The 17,997-nt window shown below is 69.1% G+C and carries 17 protein-coding genes and 1 pseudogene; 6 read left to right on the top strand and 12 right to left on the bottom strand.

Translation table 11 applies throughout. From position 1 onward, the window contains the following. Positions 1-284, top strand: a pseudogene (locus AC5RUH_RS15065) (hypothetical protein); the annotation flags it as partial. Positions 285-318: 34 nt separating this feature from the next. Here the strand turns inward: AC5RUH_RS15065 and AC5RUH_RS15070 are convergent. Both AC5RUH_RS15070 and AC5RUH_RS15075 read right to left on the bottom strand, forming a co-directional pair. Beyond that, a complete protein-coding gene (locus AC5RUH_RS15070) occupies positions 319-1,119 on the bottom strand; it encodes a sulfite exporter TauE/SafE family protein (protein WP_494128979.1) in 801 nt (266 codons plus the stop codon). Continuing rightward, positions 1,116-2,915: a proline--tRNA ligase gene (locus AC5RUH_RS15075; RefSeq protein ID WP_494128980.1), complete on the bottom strand. Its 1,800-nt coding sequence runs from the start codon at positions 2,913-2,915 to the stop codon at positions 1,116-1,118. The genes AC5RUH_RS15070 and AC5RUH_RS15075 overlap by 4 nt, the downstream gene beginning before the upstream one ends. 197 nt (positions 2,916-3,112) lie before the next feature. Here AC5RUH_RS15075 and AC5RUH_RS15080 point away from each other — a divergent pair, with 197 nt between their 5' ends. Both AC5RUH_RS15080 and AC5RUH_RS15085 read left to right on the top strand, forming a co-directional pair. Further along, a complete protein-coding gene (locus tag AC5RUH_RS15080; protein ID WP_494128981.1) occupies positions 3,113-3,853 on the top strand; it encodes an ABC transporter ATP-binding protein in 741 nt (246 codons plus the stop codon). Then, positions 3,850-4,605 (top strand): ABC transporter permease, encoded by a 756-nt coding sequence (locus AC5RUH_RS15085; RefSeq protein WP_494128982.1) that lies wholly within the window; start codon positions 3,850-3,852, stop codon positions 4,603-4,605. The genes AC5RUH_RS15080 and AC5RUH_RS15085 overlap by 4 nt, the downstream gene beginning before the upstream one ends. Positions 4,606-4,642: 37 nt before the next feature. Here the strand turns inward: AC5RUH_RS15085 and AC5RUH_RS15090 are convergent, their stop codons facing one another. From AC5RUH_RS15090 to dxr, 6 genes are all read right to left on the bottom strand, one after another. Further along, complete coding sequence (locus tag AC5RUH_RS15090) at positions 4,643-5,491, bottom strand: GNAT family N-acetyltransferase (protein WP_494128983.1); 849 nt, start codon at positions 5,489-5,491, stop codon at positions 4,643-4,645. Between the two features lie 28 nt (positions 5,492-5,519). Then, complete coding sequence (ispG, locus tag AC5RUH_RS15095) at positions 5,520-6,686, bottom strand: flavodoxin-dependent (E)-4-hydroxy-3-methylbut-2-enyl-diphosphate synthase (protein WP_494002538.1); 1,167 nt, start codon at positions 6,684-6,686, stop codon at positions 5,520-5,522. Positions 6,687-6,778: 92 nt separating this feature from the next. After that, positions 6,779-7,069, bottom strand: coding sequence for a YciI family protein (locus AC5RUH_RS15100; RefSeq protein ID WP_494014196.1), 291 nt, complete (start codon positions 7,067-7,069; stop codon positions 6,779-6,781). Positions 7,070-7,166: 97 nt separating this feature from the next. Continuing rightward, positions 7,167-8,939, bottom strand: a complete 1,773-nt coding sequence (locus AC5RUH_RS15105; RefSeq protein WP_494128984.1) for a hypothetical protein — start codon at positions 8,937-8,939, stop codon at positions 7,167-7,169. A gap of 175 nt (positions 8,940-9,114) precedes the next feature. Beyond that, positions 9,115-10,524, bottom strand: a complete 1,410-nt coding sequence (locus tag AC5RUH_RS15110; RefSeq protein WP_494128985.1) for a M50 family metallopeptidase — start codon at positions 10,522-10,524, stop codon at positions 9,115-9,117. Further along, the gene (gene dxr / locus AC5RUH_RS15115; protein WP_494128986.1) at positions 10,521-11,735 is read right to left on the bottom strand and encodes a 1-deoxy-D-xylulose-5-phosphate reductoisomerase; all 1,215 of its coding nucleotides are present in this window, start codon (positions 11,733-11,735) and stop codon (positions 10,521-10,523) included. The genes AC5RUH_RS15110 and dxr overlap by 4 nt, the downstream gene beginning before the upstream one ends. A gap of 238 nt (positions 11,736-11,973) precedes the next feature. Between dxr and AC5RUH_RS15120 the strand changes: the two genes are divergently transcribed. Beyond that, on the top strand, positions 11,974-12,108 hold the full coding sequence (locus tag AC5RUH_RS15120) for a hypothetical protein (RefSeq protein ID WP_494128987.1): 135 nt from the start codon (positions 11,974-11,976) through the stop codon (positions 12,106-12,108). Positions 12,109-12,206: 98 nt separating this feature from the next. On the opposite strand, the gene AC5RUH_RS15125 is transcribed toward AC5RUH_RS15120, so the two are convergent. From AC5RUH_RS15125 to AC5RUH_RS15140, 4 genes are read right to left on the bottom strand one after another with little or no spacing between them, the layout of a single operon-like run. Next, positions 12,207-12,602: a universal stress protein gene (locus AC5RUH_RS15125; protein WP_494128988.1), complete on the bottom strand. Its 396-nt coding sequence runs from the start codon at positions 12,600-12,602 to the stop codon at positions 12,207-12,209. Further along, the gene (locus AC5RUH_RS15130; RefSeq protein ID WP_494002440.1) at positions 12,599-14,149 is read right to left on the bottom strand and encodes a tripartite tricarboxylate transporter permease; all 1,551 of its coding nucleotides are present in this window, start codon (positions 14,147-14,149) and stop codon (positions 12,599-12,601) included. The genes AC5RUH_RS15125 and AC5RUH_RS15130 overlap by 4 nt, the downstream gene beginning before the upstream one ends. Further along, entirely contained in the window at positions 14,142-14,681 is a 540-nt protein-coding gene (locus AC5RUH_RS15135) for a tripartite tricarboxylate transporter TctB family protein (RefSeq protein WP_494002441.1), read from the bottom strand. The genes AC5RUH_RS15130 and AC5RUH_RS15135 overlap by 8 nt, the downstream gene beginning before the upstream one ends. Before the next feature lie 2 nt (positions 14,682-14,683). Beyond that, positions 14,684-15,691, bottom strand: coding sequence for a Bug family tripartite tricarboxylate transporter substrate binding protein (locus AC5RUH_RS15140; RefSeq protein WP_494002442.1), 1,008 nt, complete (start codon positions 15,689-15,691; stop codon positions 14,684-14,686). Between the two features lie 195 nt (positions 15,692-15,886). Between AC5RUH_RS15140 and AC5RUH_RS15145 the strand changes: the two genes are divergently transcribed. Both AC5RUH_RS15145 and AC5RUH_RS15150 read left to right on the top strand, forming a co-directional pair. Then, positions 15,887-17,482: an ATP-binding protein gene (locus AC5RUH_RS15145; protein WP_494128989.1), complete on the top strand. Its 1,596-nt coding sequence runs from the start codon at positions 15,887-15,889 to the stop codon at positions 17,480-17,482. Next, a partial coding sequence (locus AC5RUH_RS15150) for a response regulator (RefSeq protein ID WP_494128990.1) occupies positions 17,479-17,997 on the top strand: 519 nt, incomplete at its 3' end. The genes AC5RUH_RS15145 and AC5RUH_RS15150, both read left to right, overlap by 4 nt.

Raw genomic sequence — 17,997 nt, forward strand, 5'->3', positions numbered from 1 at the left:
GGGCGGTGGCGGCGGCCGAATGCCTGGCCCTGCCGCTGCCGGAGCCGGCGTATGCCCTGGGCGGCGACTTCGCGGCCGATCCGCTTCCGGCGCTGCAGGGCGCCGAGGAGGCTTCCCTCCGGCCGCTGGCCGACCTGGTCGCGCTCAGCAGCGGGAGGGTGCGGGAGCACGCGGTGTCCGGCCTCGCCACCGCCACGGCGGAGCTGGCGGCCTCAACCGGCGTCGTGCCGCCCGCCCCGGGACTGGACGACAAACTGCTGGCCGCGCCCGCCACCGGCTCGTGAGGAGCGGGCAGTTGGCCGCCCCCTCTGGTCCGGATCAGCGGCCCAGCACGTTCTCCTGCAACACGTCGTAGCCAAGCTTGAGGATCAGGGCCGCGACCACGGCCAGGAAGACCACGCGGATGAACTTGCTGCCCTGTGCGACGGCCATCCGCGCACCGACGTAACCGCCGGCCATGTTGGCGACGCCGAGCACCAGCCCGAGCCCCCACAGCAGCGCCCCGCTGGGCAGGAAAAAGGCCAGGGCGCCCAGGTTGGTGGCCATGTTCACGATCTTGGCCTTCGCGCTGGCGGCCAGGAAGTTGTAGCCGAGCAGCGCCACCATCGCGATGATCAGGAATGAGCCGGTGCCGGGACCGATCAGGCCGTCGTAGAAGCCAATGACCAGCCCGATTCCGGCGGCCGCGCCGAGGTGCCGGGCGCCCTTGTACCGCAGCCGGGTCAGCGATCCCGCCGTCGGACGCAGCGCGGTAAAGACGGCCACCGCGATCAGCGCGACGACGATGATCGGCTTGAACACCTCGGCGGGCAGCACGGTGGCCACGATCGCCCCGCCGAAGCTTCCGGCCAGCGCGACGCCGGCCATCGGCAGCGCGGTTTTCAGGTCCGGGTGCGCCCTGCGGTAATAGGTGACTGCGCTGGTGGTGGTGCCGAAGATAGAGCCCATCTTGTTGGTGGCCAGTGCCTGCACCGGGCTGATGCCGGGGACCAGCAGCAGCACGGGCAACTGGAGCAGGCCGCCGCCGCCCACCACGGCGTCCACCCAGCCGGCGGCAAAGCCACCCACGACCACGAGGGCGAGGGTGGCCAGCTGCAGTTCCTCGAGTCCGGAGCTCACCTCCCGGCCAGGGCCGCCAACTGCCCGGCGGCCTCGGCCAGCGGCACGTTTTCGGCCTGCCCGGTGGCCCTGTCCTTGACTTCGACCACGCCGTCGGCCAGGCCGCGGCCGACCACCACGATGGTGGGCACGCCGATGAGTTCGGCGTCGGAGAACTTCACGCCCGGAGAGACCTTGGGCCGGTCGTCGTAGATGACATCGACGCCGGCGGCGGACAGTTCCTCGGCCAGCCTGTTGGCTGCCTCAAAAATTTCCGTGCCCTTCCCGGTGGCGACGATGTGGACGTCGGCCGGGGCCACGTTGCGCGGCCAGGCCAGGCCCTTGTCGTCGTGATAGGCCTCGGCCAGCGCGGCCACCGCACGCGTGACGCCCACGCCGTAGGAGCCCATGGTCACCGTGGCGAGCTTGCCGTTGCGGTCCAGCACCTGCAGGCCCAGCGCCTCGGCGTATTTGCGGCCCAGCTGGAAGATGTGGCCCATTTCGATGCCGCGGGCCGCCTCCAGCGGACCGGAGCCGTCCGGCGCGGGGTCCCCTTCGCGGACCTCGACCGACTCGACGACGCCGTCCCAGCCGAAGTCGCGTCCGGCGACCAGACCGAACACGTGCTTGCCGTCCTCGTTGGCGCCGGTGATCCAGCGCGTGCCGGGCACCACCCGGGGATCCACGAGGTAGAGCAGGCCCGTGGCCGACTCGGTCCCGAGGACCGCCGCGTCCAGGCTCTCGCCGGGACCGATGTAGCCCCTGACCAGGCCCGGATGCTTCTTCAGGTCTTCCTCGGTGGCCGCCTCGACCTCGACTTCGCCGCCCACCGGGAGGAAGGCACCGATGTTCGCCTCGACGCGCTTGAGGTCGACGGCGCGGTCGCCCGGAACGCCAATGACCACCAGGCTCCGCTCGCCGGTGGGCAGCTTGATGGCCAGGACGACGTTCTTCAACGTGTCCGCGGCGGTCCATTCCCCGTCCGCGCGCGGTGCCAGCTGGTTGGCCGCGGCCACCAGGGTGTCGATCGTGGGGGTGTCCGGGGTGTCCTTGACCTCGGCAGCCGGGGCGTCGGCGTAGTCCACCGGCTCCGGCGCCACGGTGGTGACGGCCTCCACGTTGGCTGCGTAGCCGCCGGGCGAACGCACGAAGGTGTCCTCGCCGATCTCGGTGGGATGCAGGAACTCCTCGCTCTTCGACCCGCCCATGGCGCCGGAGGTGGCCTTGACGGTCACCACTTCCAGGCCCAGGCGCTTGAAGATCCGCAGGTAGGCGCGCCGGTGCGCGTCATAGCTGACGTCCAGGCCCTCGTCGTCGACGTCGAAGGAGTAGGAGTCCTTCATGATGAATTCGCGGCCGCGCAGCAGCCCGGCGCGCGGGCGGGCCTCGTCGCGGTACTTGTTCTGGATTTGGTACAGCGTCACCGGCAGGTCCTTGTACGAGGAGTACAGGTCCTTGACCAGCAGGGTGAACATTTCCTCGTGCGTGGGGGCCAAGAGGTAGTCGGCACCCTTGCGGTCCTGCAGGCGGAACAACCCGTCGCCGTACTCGGTCCAGCGATTGGTCGCCTCGTACGGTTCGCGCGGCAGCAGCGCCGGGAAATGGACTTCCTGCGCGCCGATGGCGTTCATCTCGTCGCGGACCACGGCCTCCACCTTGGCCAGCACCTTCAGGCCCAGCGGCAGCCAGGAGTAGATGCCGGGGGCGGCGCGGCGGATGTAGCCGGCGCGCACCAGCAGCTTGTGGCTGGCAACTTCGGCGTCGACCGGGTCATCGCGCAGGGTGCGCAGGAACATGCTGGACAGGCGAAGAACCACTGCAGGAATCCGTTTCTCAAGGGTTGGGCCGGCAGCGGCCCGCGAAATTCAACTGCCTTCTAATCTACTGGCTCCACGCGCATGCCAGCGACAGCCCGCGGGGGCGGGACGGCAGCGGCCGCCAGAGCGTCTGGACGCACCCTTGCGTCGGGTCTAGGTGGATGTCACCGGACCAGTAAATGAGGGAGGCGGAGACGATGCCGCACCCGGCGGCGCCCTTGGCGCCGGCCGTATCCGTCGCAGGGCTCACGGTGGTCCGTGCCCGTAAGCCCGTGCTGTCCGACGTCAGCTGCGAAGTCTCCGCCGGAACCATCACCGGCCTGCTGGGGCCTTCGGGCAGCGGCAAGACCACGCTGATGCGGGCCATCGTCGGGGTGCAGAAGACGGCCGGCGGGACGGTCACCGTCCTGGGGCTGCCCGCGGGACACCGGGAGCTCAGGCACCGGATCGGCTACGTCACCCAGGACCCGAGCGTGTATCCCGATCTTTCGGTCCGCGAAAACGTCCGCTACTTCGCCGCGCTGCACGGCCGGTCCGCGTCCGACGTGGACGAAGCTCTGGATTCCGTGGGACTTGCCGGGGTGGCGGGGCGCAAGACCGCGGACCTCTCCGGCGGCCAGTCCAGCCGGGTGTCGCTGGCATGCGCTTTGGTGGGCAGGCCCGACCTGCTGGTGCTCGACGAACCGACCGTCGGCCTCGATCCCGTCCTGCGCGTGGAGCTCTGGGATCATTTCGCGGCCCTTGCTGCGGCGGGCGCCACCCTGCTGGTTTCGAGCCACGTCATGGAAGAGGCCTCTCACTGCGATGATCTGTTGCTGCTGCGCGACGGCTCCCTCCTGGCCCAGCTCACGCCGGCGGAGCTGGCCGAGCGCGGCGGCACGGTGGACCTGGAAAAGGCTTTCCTCCACATGATCCGGAGCCGGGAGGCGGCGGCATGAACGCATCGATGACGCTGGCCACCGCGCGGCGTGTGCTGGCCCAGCTGCGCCACGATCCGCGCAGCATCGCGCTGATCGTCGTGGTTCCCGGCATCCTGCTCGGCGTGGTCTACCTGCTGTTCGACAATGAAGCCCTGCCGCCCGGTGCGCCGCGCACCTTCGACCGGGTGGGCCCGATGATGCTGGCGATCTTCCCGTTTGTCGTCATGTTCCTGATCACCTCCATCACCATGCTCCGCGAACGGACCACCGGCACCCTGGAACGCGTCCTGTCGACGCCGATTAACAAGGCCGACCTCCTCTTCGGCTACGCCCTGGCGTTCGGGCTGATGGCCGCCCTCCAAGCCACGGTGACGACGGCGGTGGCCTACCTGGTTTTCGGTCTCGACATCGAAGGCAACGGGGCGCTGGTGGTGATGGTCGCCGTCGTCAACGCGGTTCTGGGAGTGGCGCTGGGACTCTTTTGTTCGGCCTTCGCCCGTACGGAGTTCCAAGCGGTGCAGTTCATGCCGGTAGTGGTGGTCCCGCAGATCCTGCTCTGCGGCCTGTTCGTGCCCAGGGAGCAGCTGTCCGACTGGCTGGAGGCCGTAGCGAACGCCATGCCGTTGACCTACACCGTGGATGCGCTGCAGCAGATCGCGTCCCACGCCGAAGCCACCGGGGACCTGTGGTTCGACGTGGCGGTTGCGGCCGGCTGCGTCATCGTGGGACTGCTGCTCGCGTCACTGACGCTGCGCCGGCGGAGCGCGTGAAGGGTGGACACGGCATGCTTCCGGGCACCTCCCCCGCCTAAAACAAGACGGTGGCGAAGGTGCCGACCTGCCGGAAGCCGACCGCGGCGTAGGCGGCCATGGCCCGGTGGTTGTAATCGTTGACGTAGAGGCTGGCGACCGGCGCGTACTTGCGGGACAACTCGACGACGGCTGCCATGCAGCCGGCTGCCAGCCCGCGGCCGCGGTAGGCGGGGTTCACCCAGACGCCCTGGATCTGCACCGCGTCGGCGCTCACGTTGCCCAGTTCTGCCTTGAAGACGACCTGCCCCTGGCCGTCCCGGCGGATCAGCGAGTGTCCCTTCCCGATCAGGGTGGCCACGCGCTGCCGGTAGTGCTGGCCCCCGCCGATCAGCGGCGAGTACCCGACTTCCTCCTCGAACATCGCGACGCAGGCGGGCACCAGCACCTCAAAGTCGTCGTCGGTGGAGAACCGGACCTGCGGGTCCGCGGACACGGCGGGAGTTCCGCGCAGCTCCATCAGGGGCTGGTTGGGCCGGACGTCGAAGGCCCGCGGATGGGCGGTCCGGTACGAAGACCAGATGCCGAGCACCCCCTCGGCGGGCCCGAAGATGGAAGACATGCGCCGCCCGCCGGCGGCCAGGTGGGCGCCCAGCCTGGCGCCCTGTTCGGCATCCAGCCCGGACGGGACCACGTTCACGCCCGCCCAGCAGGCCCCGGTGAGGACGCCGTCGTCGTACATTCCCAGGATGTGGGCACCGGACGGGGTGGGGCCGGCGGTCCCGGCGGTCTCCAGGTGGGCGGCGAGGAAGACATTGGCCACCGGATCCGCGCGCACCAGCGCCCAAAGGTCCGCGGTATCCGCATCCGCCAGCGGCCGTATTCCGGCATGCTGATCGGCGGGCACGGCCCCGGCCGCACCCGCCGCGTCACGGCTAGCTGACGTTAACCACGGGGCTACCCTTGACAGCATTCTCGCCATCGGAGTCACCCATCTCCTCGGCAATCCTCAATGCTTCTTCGATCAGCGTTTCCACAATCTGGTCTTCGGGGACCGTCTTGATGACCTGGCCCTTCACGAAGATCTGGCCCTTCCCGTTGCCGGAGGCTACACCCAGGTCGGCTTCGCGGGCTTCGCCCGGTCCGTTCACGACGCAGCCCATCACGGCGACGCGCAGCGGCACCTCCATGCCTTCCAGCCCGGCGGTGACTTCGTCGGCCAGCTTGTACACGTCCACCTGGGCGCGCCCGCAGGAGGGACAGGAAACGATTTCCAGTTTGCGTTCCCGCAGGTTGAGCGACTGCAGGATCTGCAGGCCGACCTTGATCTCTTCCACCGGCGGGGCGGACAGGGACACGCGGATAGTGTCCCCAATCCCCTTCGAGAGCAGCGCCCCGAAGGCGGTGGCCGACTTGATGGTGCCCTGGAAGGCCGGACCGGCCTCGGTGACACCGAGGTGCAGCGGCCAGTCGCCGCGTTCGGCCAGCAGTTCGTAGGCGCGGACCATGACCACCGGGTCGTTGTGCTTGACCGAGATCTTGAAGTCGTGGAAGTCGTGTTCTTCGAACAGCGACGCCTCCCAGACGGCGGATTCGACCAGCGCCTCCGGGGTCGCCTTGCCGTACTTCTGCATCAGCCGCGGGTCCAGGGAGCCGGCGTTGACGCCGATCCGGATGGAGGTGCCGGCGGCCTTGGCTGCCTCGGCGATCTCCTTGACCTGGTCGTCGAATTTGCGGATGTTGCCCGGATTCACGCGGACGGCGGCGCAGCCGGCGTCGATGGCGGCGAAGACGTACTTGGGCTGGAAGTGGATGTCCGCGATCACCGGAATCTGTGACTTCTTGGCGATGATCGGCAGGGCCTCGGCGTCGTCGGCGCTGGGGCAGGCCACCCGGACAATGTCGCAACCGGAGGCCGTCAGCTCGGCAATCTGCTGCAGCGTCGCGTTGATATCCGTGGTGGGCGTGGTGGTCATCGACTGCACGCTGATGGGCGAGTCCGACCCGACCCCGACGGAGCCGACCTTGATCTGCCGGGTCTTGCGGCGCGGCGCCAGGACTGGCGGTGGTGAAGCTGGCATTCCAAGATTGACCGAGGTCAAAACGTCCTCCATGTGCCGGTAGGCAGTTGCTGATCAGGTTTCATTATCCCCTTCCCGCCGGGCGTTGGCACACGGTGCGGGAGTGGGAAGGATCATGCGTGGTGGGCGAACGCCCCGGTGACGGGCTTCCAGTCGGTGACTTTCAGGCCGGAGACGAAGTTGTTGACGTTGAATGGATCCTGCTTCAGTTCCTCCAGCAGGCTGGCTTCGTCCTCGGCGGTGAAGATCAGCAGCGCGCCGGTGCCGTCGGCGTAGGGGCCGGAGGCCAGCAGGCGGCCCCGGTCCAGGAAGCCGCCCAGCCAGGCGCGGTGGGCGGGACGGTATTCGTCCCGGCCGGGCTCGGAATCGGCGGCGTAGACATATTCGACGGCAAAGACACTCATGGTCTTCACCTTACCCGCCGGTGGATGCGGGCGGACTATCGGCAGGACGAGTGTGGATGGGGCGGGGCTATTGGTGACGCCGGTGGTTGGCCCGGGGCTATTGGTAGGAAACGAACCAGGGAGCCGGCTTCACGCCGGTGTAGGTGCGTTCCGGGCTAAAGGTCGGGGTGTCTTCGTCGTAAAAATTCTTCCAGCCCATCCAGATGTTCTTCGGCAGGTCCTCCCGGAGGACGCGCCAGGTGTCCAGTTTCTGGCCGGGCCCGCCGTGGCCGTCGGCATGCAGCACCAGGGCCAGCTCTTCGTGGCCGGTTTCCAGCTCCTGGCGGTCCGAAATCATCTGGTACTGGAACTGATGCAGGATCAGCACCTTCTGGGGCAGGGAGTTCTTCCGGGTAAGCTTCGCCAGCCAGTCGCTGACCCGGTTGATCTCCGCAGCGGACACCGAGCCGATTTGCTCCATGTGACGCTGCCCCTTGCCCAGCCGCCATTCCGGATCCAGGGCCAGGCCCACATGCGGTTCCTTCAGCAGATCCTCGTACATCTTGGCCTGGGTGAGGAAGTCCGACCGGCCCGGCTGCAAATCCAGCACCACGTACACCCCGGCCTCGCCGGCGGCCTCAATCCACGGGCGCAACTCGTCCGGATCAGTCTCCTCCGAATAGTCGCCGTCCTTGCCGGCCGAGGCGCTGGCAACCGTGGCGATGATCTCGAAGGCCGGGACCACCGGTTCCTTGCTGTGCGGTTGGTACTGCCTGGCGAGTTTCTTCACGCGCTTCACCGACGCCTTGGGATCCTGCTCGCCGAGCGCGCCGAGGGCGGGCCCGGAGGGATGCCCGTACAGCGCCACCATCCGCCGGGACGGGAAGGCCATCTGGCCCCCGCCGGGCAGCTCCGGCACGGTCAGTGCTGCCGTGGCTCGGCGCGCGAAGGTGTCGCCGCTGCCGAACTCTTCGCCGACGGCGAGCACGCGGTTCTCGGGCTCCTGCCGCAGGAATTCGATGGTCTCGCTGCCGTGCCGCGGGTCTGCGTGCGGGTCCTGGAAGACCCGGGCGCCTGCCGCCTCCACGACCGCCAGGGTCGCGGGATAGTCCTGCCCGCCGTCCTTGTCCGTCAACACCGAGACGGCCGCGGGCTCCTCCGCACGCTCGGGCGCCTCGATGTCCCCGTCCGGGGGCAGGATTTCCGCGTCCGCCAGCAGCGGGGCCCACGCCTCCATGCCTTGATCCGGGTCGGCGCCGGACACCGTCGATGCGGTCTTCAAGGCCGCGGAGCCGGCAGCGGCCGAGGCGTCCGGCCCGGCAGCGGCCGAGGCGGCGGGCCCGGCCGCGGAGCCGGCCTTGGTGGAATCAGAGGGCACGGCCCCGGAGTTGGCTTCCGGCGCGGCACTCGGGGAGCCCTCCGGCTCGGCGGGCGGCCGGCCGAAAGCCTTGACCTGGCGGACGCCGAGCCGCTCCAGTTCTTCGGCCAGCCCGTCCCCGGCCAACAGCAGCGGCACACCCATCGGTACCGACTCGGCAGCCGCGGCAGCTATGGCCTCGGCGTCGCCGGGAGGCGCGACGAACGCCACAGGACTGGAGTCAAACAACGCCTGGCTGGCGGCGAGCGATGCTTCGGCGTCGGAGCCGGCAAGCACCTGCGGATCGGCGGCACCAGCCCTCAACTGCACGCGATCCGGGGCAGCCTCTGTTGACGCTGCCGATGACGGCGGATCCTGGGCCTCGCCCGGCGCGGTGCAACCGGCAAGTACAACAGCGGCCGCCAGGACGGCGGCGGCGCCGGTTTTGAACCGGGGCCCGCGGCCCATCGTCTCCGCCCGTGCGGTGCCCCCAAGGCTCGCTGCGGTGCGGGCTGTCCGCGGTGCCGTGCTCACGGGTCGTGGCTCCCTTCGCCGGTTCCGGCCAGTCTAACCACGGGGACCGGCAGGGTTCCAACCAACGGCGGGCGCGCCGCGCACAAGCGTCTGCCGCGCACACGGGCATGCACCGCCGTCGTGCCGGATCAGGGGAGGCGGCGGTTTCGCCCGGGCGCGGCCATGAGCCGCCGGATCAGCCGAAGATATTGACCGGTTTGACGATGTCCGCGTAAATCAGCAGCGCGCCCATGCCCATCATCACCACGGCCACCACGTAGGTCAGCGGGAGCAGCTTGGCGATGTCCACCGGCCCCGGATCCGGGCGGCGGAACAGCTTGGCGAAGCCGCGGCGGATGGCCTCCCAAAGCGCGCCGGCCACGTGCCCTCCGTCGAGCGGCAGCAGCGGGATCAGGTTGAACACGAACAGCGCCAGGTTGACCGAACCGACCAACCCGATCAGCGAGGCCGCCCGCGCCTCGAAGGGAATCTCGTCCATCGCGCTGATCTCGCCGGCAATCCGGCCCACGCCCACTACGCTCATCGGCCCGTTCGGGTCGCGCGGAGCATCGCTGAAGGCGGCCTCGGCCACGTCGGCCAGCCGTTGCGGCAGATGGAGCACCACACCGGTGATCGCCTGCAGGTTCTCCCCCACGGCCGGGAGCACGTCGCCGGCGGGCTGCGGTACCAGCGCGGTGGTGGCGCCCATCCCCACGAAGCCCGCCTGCTCCGTCACCGGCTCGCCGTCGCCGTCGAGCAGCGGTTGCCCGGCGTCGTCGAATACCGGGCGTTCGGTGAGGATCGGGGTGATGGTCGTGGTGATTTCCCGGCCGTCGCGTTGGAGGGTGATCGGTGTCTGCTCCCCCGCCGCGTCCCGGATCCAGGCGGTCAACTGGTACCAGTCGGTGACCGGCCTGCCGTCGAAGGCGGTGACGGTGTCCCCGGGCCGGATGCCCGCCGCCGTGGCGGGAGCCTCGGGATCGCTGGGCAGGCAGTCGGTCTGTCCGGTTTCGGCGGCCTGCGACGCCGGGACCACGCATTTATTGACCTGGGCAATGGTGGTGGTGGCCTGGGCGGTGCCGAAGCCGACCAGCACGATGCCGATCAGCACCGTGCCGATGACCAGGTTCACGAACGGACCGCCGAGCATGATGATGATCCGTTTCCAGACCGGCAGTTTGTAGAACATCCGGTTTTCGTCGCCGGGCTGCAGCCGCTCGGCTTCGGCCTGCCGGGCGTCGTTGGCCAGTTGCTGGAACATGCCGGTGCTGGACCGGCGGACCGCGCCGCCGCCGTCGCCGCCTCCGCTGCTGCCGCCGCCGTCGCCTCCGTCGCCGACGCCGCGTCCGCTGCTGCCGCCGTCCTTGGCCGGCGGGTACATGCCGATCATCGACACGTAGCCGCCGAGCGGGATGGCCTTCACGCCGTATTCGGTTTCGCCGCGCCGGCGGGAGAAGAGGGTCTTGCCGAAGCCGACCATGTACTGGGTGACCCGCACCTTGAACAGCTTGGCGGGCAGCAGGTGGCCCACCTCGTGCAGGGCGATGGACACGGCGATGCCGACGGCCACGAAGAGGACGCCGAGAATGAAAAGCAGAATGGTCACAACATAGCCAAACGTTCGTGGGCCCGCGAGCGTGCCCAGTCCTCTGCGGCCAGCACTGCGGCCACGGTCAGTTCACCGGACGGCGCGTGCTCGTCCACCACGGCAGCGACCGTCTCCACGATCTCGTCGAAGCGGATCCGGCCGTCGTGGAAGGCGTCCACGGCTTCTTCGTTGGCCGCGTTGTACACGGCCATGAAGGTCCCGCCGCGCCCGGCCGCCTCCTTGGCCAGTCGCACCGCGCCGAAGACCTCCTCGTCCAGCGGCTCGAAGGTCCAGCTGGTGGCACGGCTCCAGTCACACGGCTGCGCGGCGCCCGGTACCCGCTCCGGCCAGCCCATGCCGAGGGCGATCGGCAGGCGCATGTCCGGCGGCGACGCCTGCGCGATGGTGGATCCGTCGGTGAACTGCACCATCGAGTGCACCACCGACTGCGGGTGCACCACCACGTCGATCCGCTCCAGCGGGACGTCGAAGAGCAGGTGGGCTTCGATGACTTCCAGCGCCTTGTTCACCATCGTCGCCGAGTTGGTGGTGACCATCCGGCCCATGTCCCAGGTGGGGTGGGCCAGCGCCTGTGCCGGAGTGACGTCGCGCAGCTGTTCCTTACTGAAGCCGCGGAACGGCCCGCCGGAAGCGGTGACGATCAGCCGGTCCACTTCGGCGGCCGTGCCCGACCGGAGCGCCTGGGCCAGCGCCGAGTGTTCCGAATCCACCGGCACGATCTGCCCGGGCCGCGCGGCCTGCTTGACCAGGGGCCCGCCGGCAATCAGGGACTCCTTGTTGGCCAGTGCCAGCAAGTGGCCCGCACCGAGCGCGGCCAGCGTGGGGGCCAGGCCGATGGACCCGGTAATGCCGTTAAGCACGACGTCGGCGACCGGCCACGCGGCGATCCTCGCCGCGGCGTCGGGGCCGGCAAAGAGCTCCGGCGAGTAGCCGGACACCCCGGCGTCCGCCGCGGCGGCCTTGATGGCCGTGGCCAGGTCCTCCACCGTTCCGGCGGCGGTTCCGACGGCCTGGGCCCGGGTGTGGACCGCCTGCCGGGCGGCCAGTTCCACGTTGCCGCCGGCTGCGAGCGCCGTGACCTCGAAGCGTTCCGGGGCCGCGTCCACGACGTCGATCCCCTGCGTGCCGATCGAACCCGTGGAACCCAGCAGCACTACCTTGCGTCGGGCGGGAAGCGGGGCGGCGCGGGGCGGATCTCGGAACTCCATGCGCTCAATTATCCAGCACGGGCGGTCCGCCCGCCGAGCACGGGCTGAGTGGCGTCCACGTTACCCCTTGGCTTCGAGATCACCGGTTGTACGGGGTGATCTCGAAGCCAACCCCTGACCTGGTGTGGAGATCATCCTCTACGGCGCGTAATCCCGACGACAACTCCTGGCCGGACGGGCTGCTCCTCACCGGCCCGGCCAGCCACCAGTGCAGGGAAAATCTGCCGGTGCAGGGTTTGTGGGCCCTGCACCGGCAGCGGAACCCTGCACCGGCGTCGATGTCAGCCTGTGGCTCCGAGACCAGCCGCTCCCGTCGAACGCCGGAGCGCTGACCCCGGCCACCAAGGTACCCGGCTTCGACGGCAACCCCTGACCTCCGGGGACAGGGGTTGCCCATAATCGCTCCCACCCCTTGGCGCTCCCCCGGCGAGCGCGGCATCGCCGACTGTGGCGAGCCATCGCCGCCACCGGCTACCCCTGCTTGACCGCCAACACGTTGCAGGAGGCGCCCAGCAGGATGGTTTGCGCCGTGGAACCCATCACCAGCTTGCCTATCGGCGTGCGGTTGCGCACCCCGATGACGATCAGGTCCGCCCCGGACTCTTCGGCGGCGTCGAGCACGTCGTCGGCGGCCAGCCCGTCCGAAATGCCGTGCCTGATACTGAAATCGACGCCGGCCCCCGCCAGGACCGACTCCAGCCGGGTAACGTCGGCGGCGTCCGCATAGGTTGGGTCCACCAACCGGTCGGCCCGGGTGGTGTTGACCACCAGCAGCTTCGCCGAACGGCGGCCGGCCTCGTCGATGGCGGCGGCCAGTGCGGCGTCGCCCAGGGCGTTGGGAACATACCCCACCACTATCGTCGTCATGCGCTGACCTCCTTGCCTTGGGGGTTCTCGTCGTCGAGCATCGCCGATTCCATCACGCGCTGGCGCTTCTTCATCCAGAAGGACAGCGCGAAGATGACGACCAGGGCGATGTAGATGCCCGCCGAGATCGGAGTGGAAACCAACGCCATCGGATCACCCTGGGAGATGGCCAGCGAACGCCGCAGCTGGCTCTCGAAGATCGGGCCCAGGATCATGCCCACCACGAGCGGGGCGATCGGGTAGCCGTACCGGCGCATGAAGAAGCCCAGCACGCCCACCACCAGCAGCACGAACACGTCGACCGGGGTGAAGTTCACCGAAAACGCACCCATGGCCGCGAAGACCAGGATGCCGGCGTAGAGGTACGGCCGCGGGATCTGCAGGATCTTCACCCAGATGCCGACCAGCGGCAGGTTCAGGACCAGCAGCATCAGGTTGCCCACGTAGAGGCTGGCGATCAGTGCCCAGACCAGGGCGCCCTCGACCTCGAACAGCAGCGGCCCGGGCTGGATGTTGTAGCGCTGGAAAGCCACCAGCATCATCGCCGCCGTCGCCGTCGTCGGAATGCCCAGCGTCAGGAGCGGGACCAGCACGCCGGCCGCGGCCGCGTTGTTGGCCGACTCCGGCCCGGCCACGCCTTCGATGGCGCCGCGCCCGAATTGCTTCTTGCGCGCGCCCCTGGCCAGTTTCTTCTCGGACGCATAGGACAGGAAGGTGGCCACGTCGGCGCCACCGGCCGGCATCGTGCCGATCGGGAAGCCGATGAACGTCCCGCGCAGCCACGGCTTCCAGGACCGCCGCCAGTCCTCCTTCTTCATCCACGACGTCCAGCCGCCGGTCACCGGGATGACCTTGACGGGCCCGTGCCGCAGCCGGGACGCCACGTACAGCGCCTCGCCCAGCGCGAACAGCCCCACGGCCACCAGCACCACGTCGATCCCGTCCGCCAGGAACGGGCTGCCGAAGGTGTAGCGCTGCTGGCCGGTCATCAGGTCCACGCCCATGAACGCCATGAACAGTCCCAGCCCCAGCGAGGCCAGGCCGCGCAGCACCGAGGCGCCCAGCAGCGCGCCGACGGTCAGGAACGCCACGACCATCAGGGCGACATATTCCACCGGACCGATTTGCACGGCGAACGCAGCCACATAGGGCGCCACGAAACTCAGCAGCACCGTGGCGACCGTGCCGGCGATGAAGGAGCCGATTGCCGCCGTCGCCAGCGCCGCGGCACCGCGGCCGGCTTTGGCCATCCGGTTGCCCTCGAGTGCGGTGACGATGGAGGCGGATTCACCGGGCGTGTTCAGCAGGATCGACGTGGTCGAGCCGCCGTACATGCCGCCGTAGTAAATGCCGGCGAAAACGATGATCGCCGCGGTCGGCTCGAGGCTGTAGGTGATCGGCATCAGCAGGGCAACGGTCATCGCCGGCCCGATACCCGGCAGCACGCCCACCGCCGTTCCGACCAGGACGCCGCCCAGGGCGTACAGGAGGTAGATCGGCTGCATCGCCACGGAGAAGCCCTCCAGGAGGGCGTAGAAGTTATCCATTCAGGAACGGCACCCCTTCGAGCACGCCGGCAGGCAGCGAGACGCCGAGGAGCCCGGCGAACGCGAACTGCAGCAGCAGCGCCATGACTACCCCGACCACGGCCGCACGCCACAGCGGCTTGGCGCCGAGCGCCCACGCGGCGCCGACGAACAGCACCGCAGCGGCAACCGGCCAGCCCAGCGGCACGATCAGGAAAATATGAACGACGACGGCGCCCGCCATCTTGGCGACGGTCAGCCAGTCCGTCTTGACATCCGGATCGATGTCTTCGCCCTCTTCGGCCTCGCCGGTGACGCCGCGCAGCAACTGCACGATCAGGCCGGCACCGACGGCCACCAGCAGGCCGGAGACGATGTACGGCAGCGCCCGGGGCCCGATGTCGCTGGCCGCGTCGGGCGTTTCGATCCCCGCCCCGGCCACGAACCCGACGATCCCGATGCTCAGGATCACGGCCGCGAAGATTATTTCTCCGAGCGGCTTGCCCGGGGCGGCAGTGCCGCCCCGGACCGCTCCAGTAGTGGAAGAGGCCATGGTTACTTCACGAGACCGATATCCGTCAGGGTCGCGGTGACTGTCTTGATGTCCTCCGTCAGGAAGCTCTCAAATTCTTCGCCGGCCAGGAACGCGTCGCCCCAGTTGTTGGTGGACAGGGTTTCCTTCCACGCATCGGTGTCGTGCAGTTCGGTCATCAGTGCCGTGAGCTTCTCCGCCTGGGCATCGTCGATAGACCCGGGAGCCACGACGCCGCGCCAGTTGGTGAGCACCACGTCCATGCCCTGCTCCTTCAGCGGCTTGACCTCGGGCAACTGCGGCGCCGCCTCCGGGCCGGAGACCGCCAAGGCGCGCAGCTTGCCGGCCTTGACCTGCTCCGCGTACTCCCCCACGCCGGAGATGCCGGCCGAGACCTTGTTGCCCAGCAGCGCCGCCAGCGATTCCCCGCCACCGGAGTACGGGATGTAGTTCAGGCTGTCGGCGCCGATTCCGGCTTCCTTCAGCATGAGGCCGGCCAGGATGTGGTCGGCGCCGCCGGCGGAGCCGCCGGTGATGGAGACGCCCTTGCCCTTGGCCTTGACGTCGGCGATCAGGTCGTCGATCGTCTGGTACGGCGAGTCGGCGGGAACAACGACGACGAGCGGCTCTTCAGTGAGCCGGGCGATCGGCGTGGTGTCTTCGATCCGGTTTTTCGACTTGTTGGTTTCCACGGCCCCGACCATGACGTACCCCATCACCATCAGGGTGTCCGGGTTCTGTTCGGTGGCCAGCTTCGCCAGCCCGTTGGTGCCGCCGGCGCCGCCGATGTTGACCACCGAGGCGCTGGAAACCAGGTCGTTTTCCTGCAGATCCTTTTGGATGGCGCGGCCGGTCTGGTCCCAGCCGCCGCCCGGGTCTGCCGGGACAATGATGTTGAGCTTGTCGATGCCGGCTTCTTCGGCACCGCCCCCGCCGCCACTAGTGGAGCCGCAGGCTGCCAGGACCAGGGCGGATGCTGCCGCGGCGGCCACCAGGGCCGAGCGGCGTCTCATCGTACGGTCGAGCTTCATGTAGGTTCTTCCTCCTCCAACCGGCGTGATGGGCATCACCATGCCGTGCGCCCCAGCGTAGGGGCCGGCCCGGCGCGCGGGAAGAATGGGGTCATTGTGGCCGTATTGGTCATTGTGGTCACAACCGCGCCCCGCGCCGAGGCACCAGATGACGGCTGCAAAGTGGCGCAGCTAACAGCATGAGAAAATGGTGGTGTGTTCCAATCCCTGTCGCTGCGGACCCAGCTGTTTGTGCTGCAGCTGTCCATCCTGCTCGCCGTCGTGCTGGTGGCCGGCTCGGTCGCCATTTCGATGCAGGAGCAGCAGATCCGCGACGCCTATGAGGGACGGATGATCGGCGTGGCACGTTCGGTGGCGCAACTGCCGTCCATTGTGGACGCCTTCGACGACGAAGACCCCAGCGAGACCATCCAGCCGATCGCCGAGCTCATCGCGCAGTCCACGGGCGTGACCTATGTGGTGGTCACGGACGACCGCGGGATCCGCTACTCACACCCGAACCCGGCATTGATCGGGCAGATGGTTTCCACGGACCCGTCGATCCCGTTGTCCGGCGAGACGTTCGTCGGCAGGCAGACCGGCACGCTGGGCGAGTCGTGGCGGGTGAAGGTGCCCGTCTATGACCGGTCGGGCGGAACCGTGATCGGCACGGCGTCGGTCGGCACCTTGGAATCAACGCTGCGCGATGACCTCAACGACGACTTGCCCGTTCTGCTGGCCTGGCTCATCGCGGCGGCACTGGTCGGATCGGCCGGCGCGATCTACATCTCGCGGCTGGTGTGGCGGCGGATCTATCAGCTCGAGCCGGAGGAGATCGCCGCCCTGCTCGAAACGCGCGACGCGATGCTGCACGGCATCGGCGAGGGCGTGGTCGCCGTCGACGACCGCGGGCGCATCGCCTTGCTCAACGATGAGGCGAAACGCCTCCTGGAGGTCTCCGATGCCGCTTTGGGCCAGCCAGCCACCACCATCCTGGAACCGGAGCTGGCAGCAATGCTCGCGGCCACCGGCGGCGCCGACGAAACGGTCCTCGCCGGCGAACGGGTGCTGCTGGCCCGGGCCAATGCGGCCACCGTGGACTCGCGCCGCGTGGGCAGCGTCCTCATCCTGCGTGACCGCACCGAACTGCACCAGCTGCTGCAGGATTTGGACGGCGCACGGGATGTCACCCAGGCCCTGCGTGCCCAGGCGCACGAATTTTCCAACAAGATGCATGTGATCTCCGGCCTGCTGGAACTGGGCCGCGCGCAGCAGGCGGTGGACTTCATCTCGCGCTCCGGCCACGGCGGGTCGGTGGTGGCGGGCGAACTGGCCCCGGGCATCACGGACCCTGACGCGGCCAGCCTGCTGATGGCCAAGACCACCATCTGCGACGAAAAGGACATCAGGCTGCTCATCGATCCGGCATCCGAGCTCGCCCCGGACGGCACCACCGATGCGGTCACGGTGCTCGGGAACCTGATCGACAACGCCATCGAAGCCGTGGGGATGCAGGGAACCATCACCGTCGCCATCGCCAGCGGCCCGGCCGGCTGCACCATCACGGTCGCCGACGACGGCCCCGGCATCCCGGCGGAGGAATACCACCGCATCTTCGAGCCCGGCGTCTCGGGCAAGGAGGCCGCGCTGCCGGGCAGCCGGGGGTTCGGCCTCGCGCTGGTCAGCCGCGTCGCCGCGCGGCGCGGCGGCAGCGCCCGCGTGGCGGCGTCGGCCTCCGGCGGCGCCGAGTTCACGGTCACGTTCTCGCCCACCCCGCCCAACGCCCGCGCGCAGGGAGTTCCGGTCCCATGAGCCAGATCCGCACGGTCGTCATCGACGACGACAAAGAAGTTGCCGGGGTACACACCGGCTTCCTGCTGGCCCACGGCGCCTTCGACGCCGTGGGTACCGCATACACCGGGGCCGAGGGCCTGGCCATGGTCGCGGCGCTACGGCCCGAACTGGTGCTGCTGGACATCCACCTGCCGGACATGAGCGGCATCGACGTGCTGCGCGCGGTCCGGAACCTTCCCGGCGAACCTGTCGACGTGATCGCGATAACTGCGGCACGCGAACTGGACACGGTGCGGGCCGCGATGGCCGGCGGCGTGCTCCACTACCTCGTCAAGCCGTTCAACGCGCGGGTGCTGATGGAGCGGCTGGACGCCTATGTGGAACACCGCCGGCACATCAGCGGCAGCGACGACTCCGCCGTGCTGGACCAGGACGGCATCGACCGGCTGCTCGCGCCGCAGCTCGATGCCGGCAGGGAGTCCGCCCGGCGGGACGCGGACGGAACGGCCGAAGGCCCGGCGCCCCGCGGCGCC

Source organism: Arthrobacter sp. Y3223166, assembly GCF_059090935.1.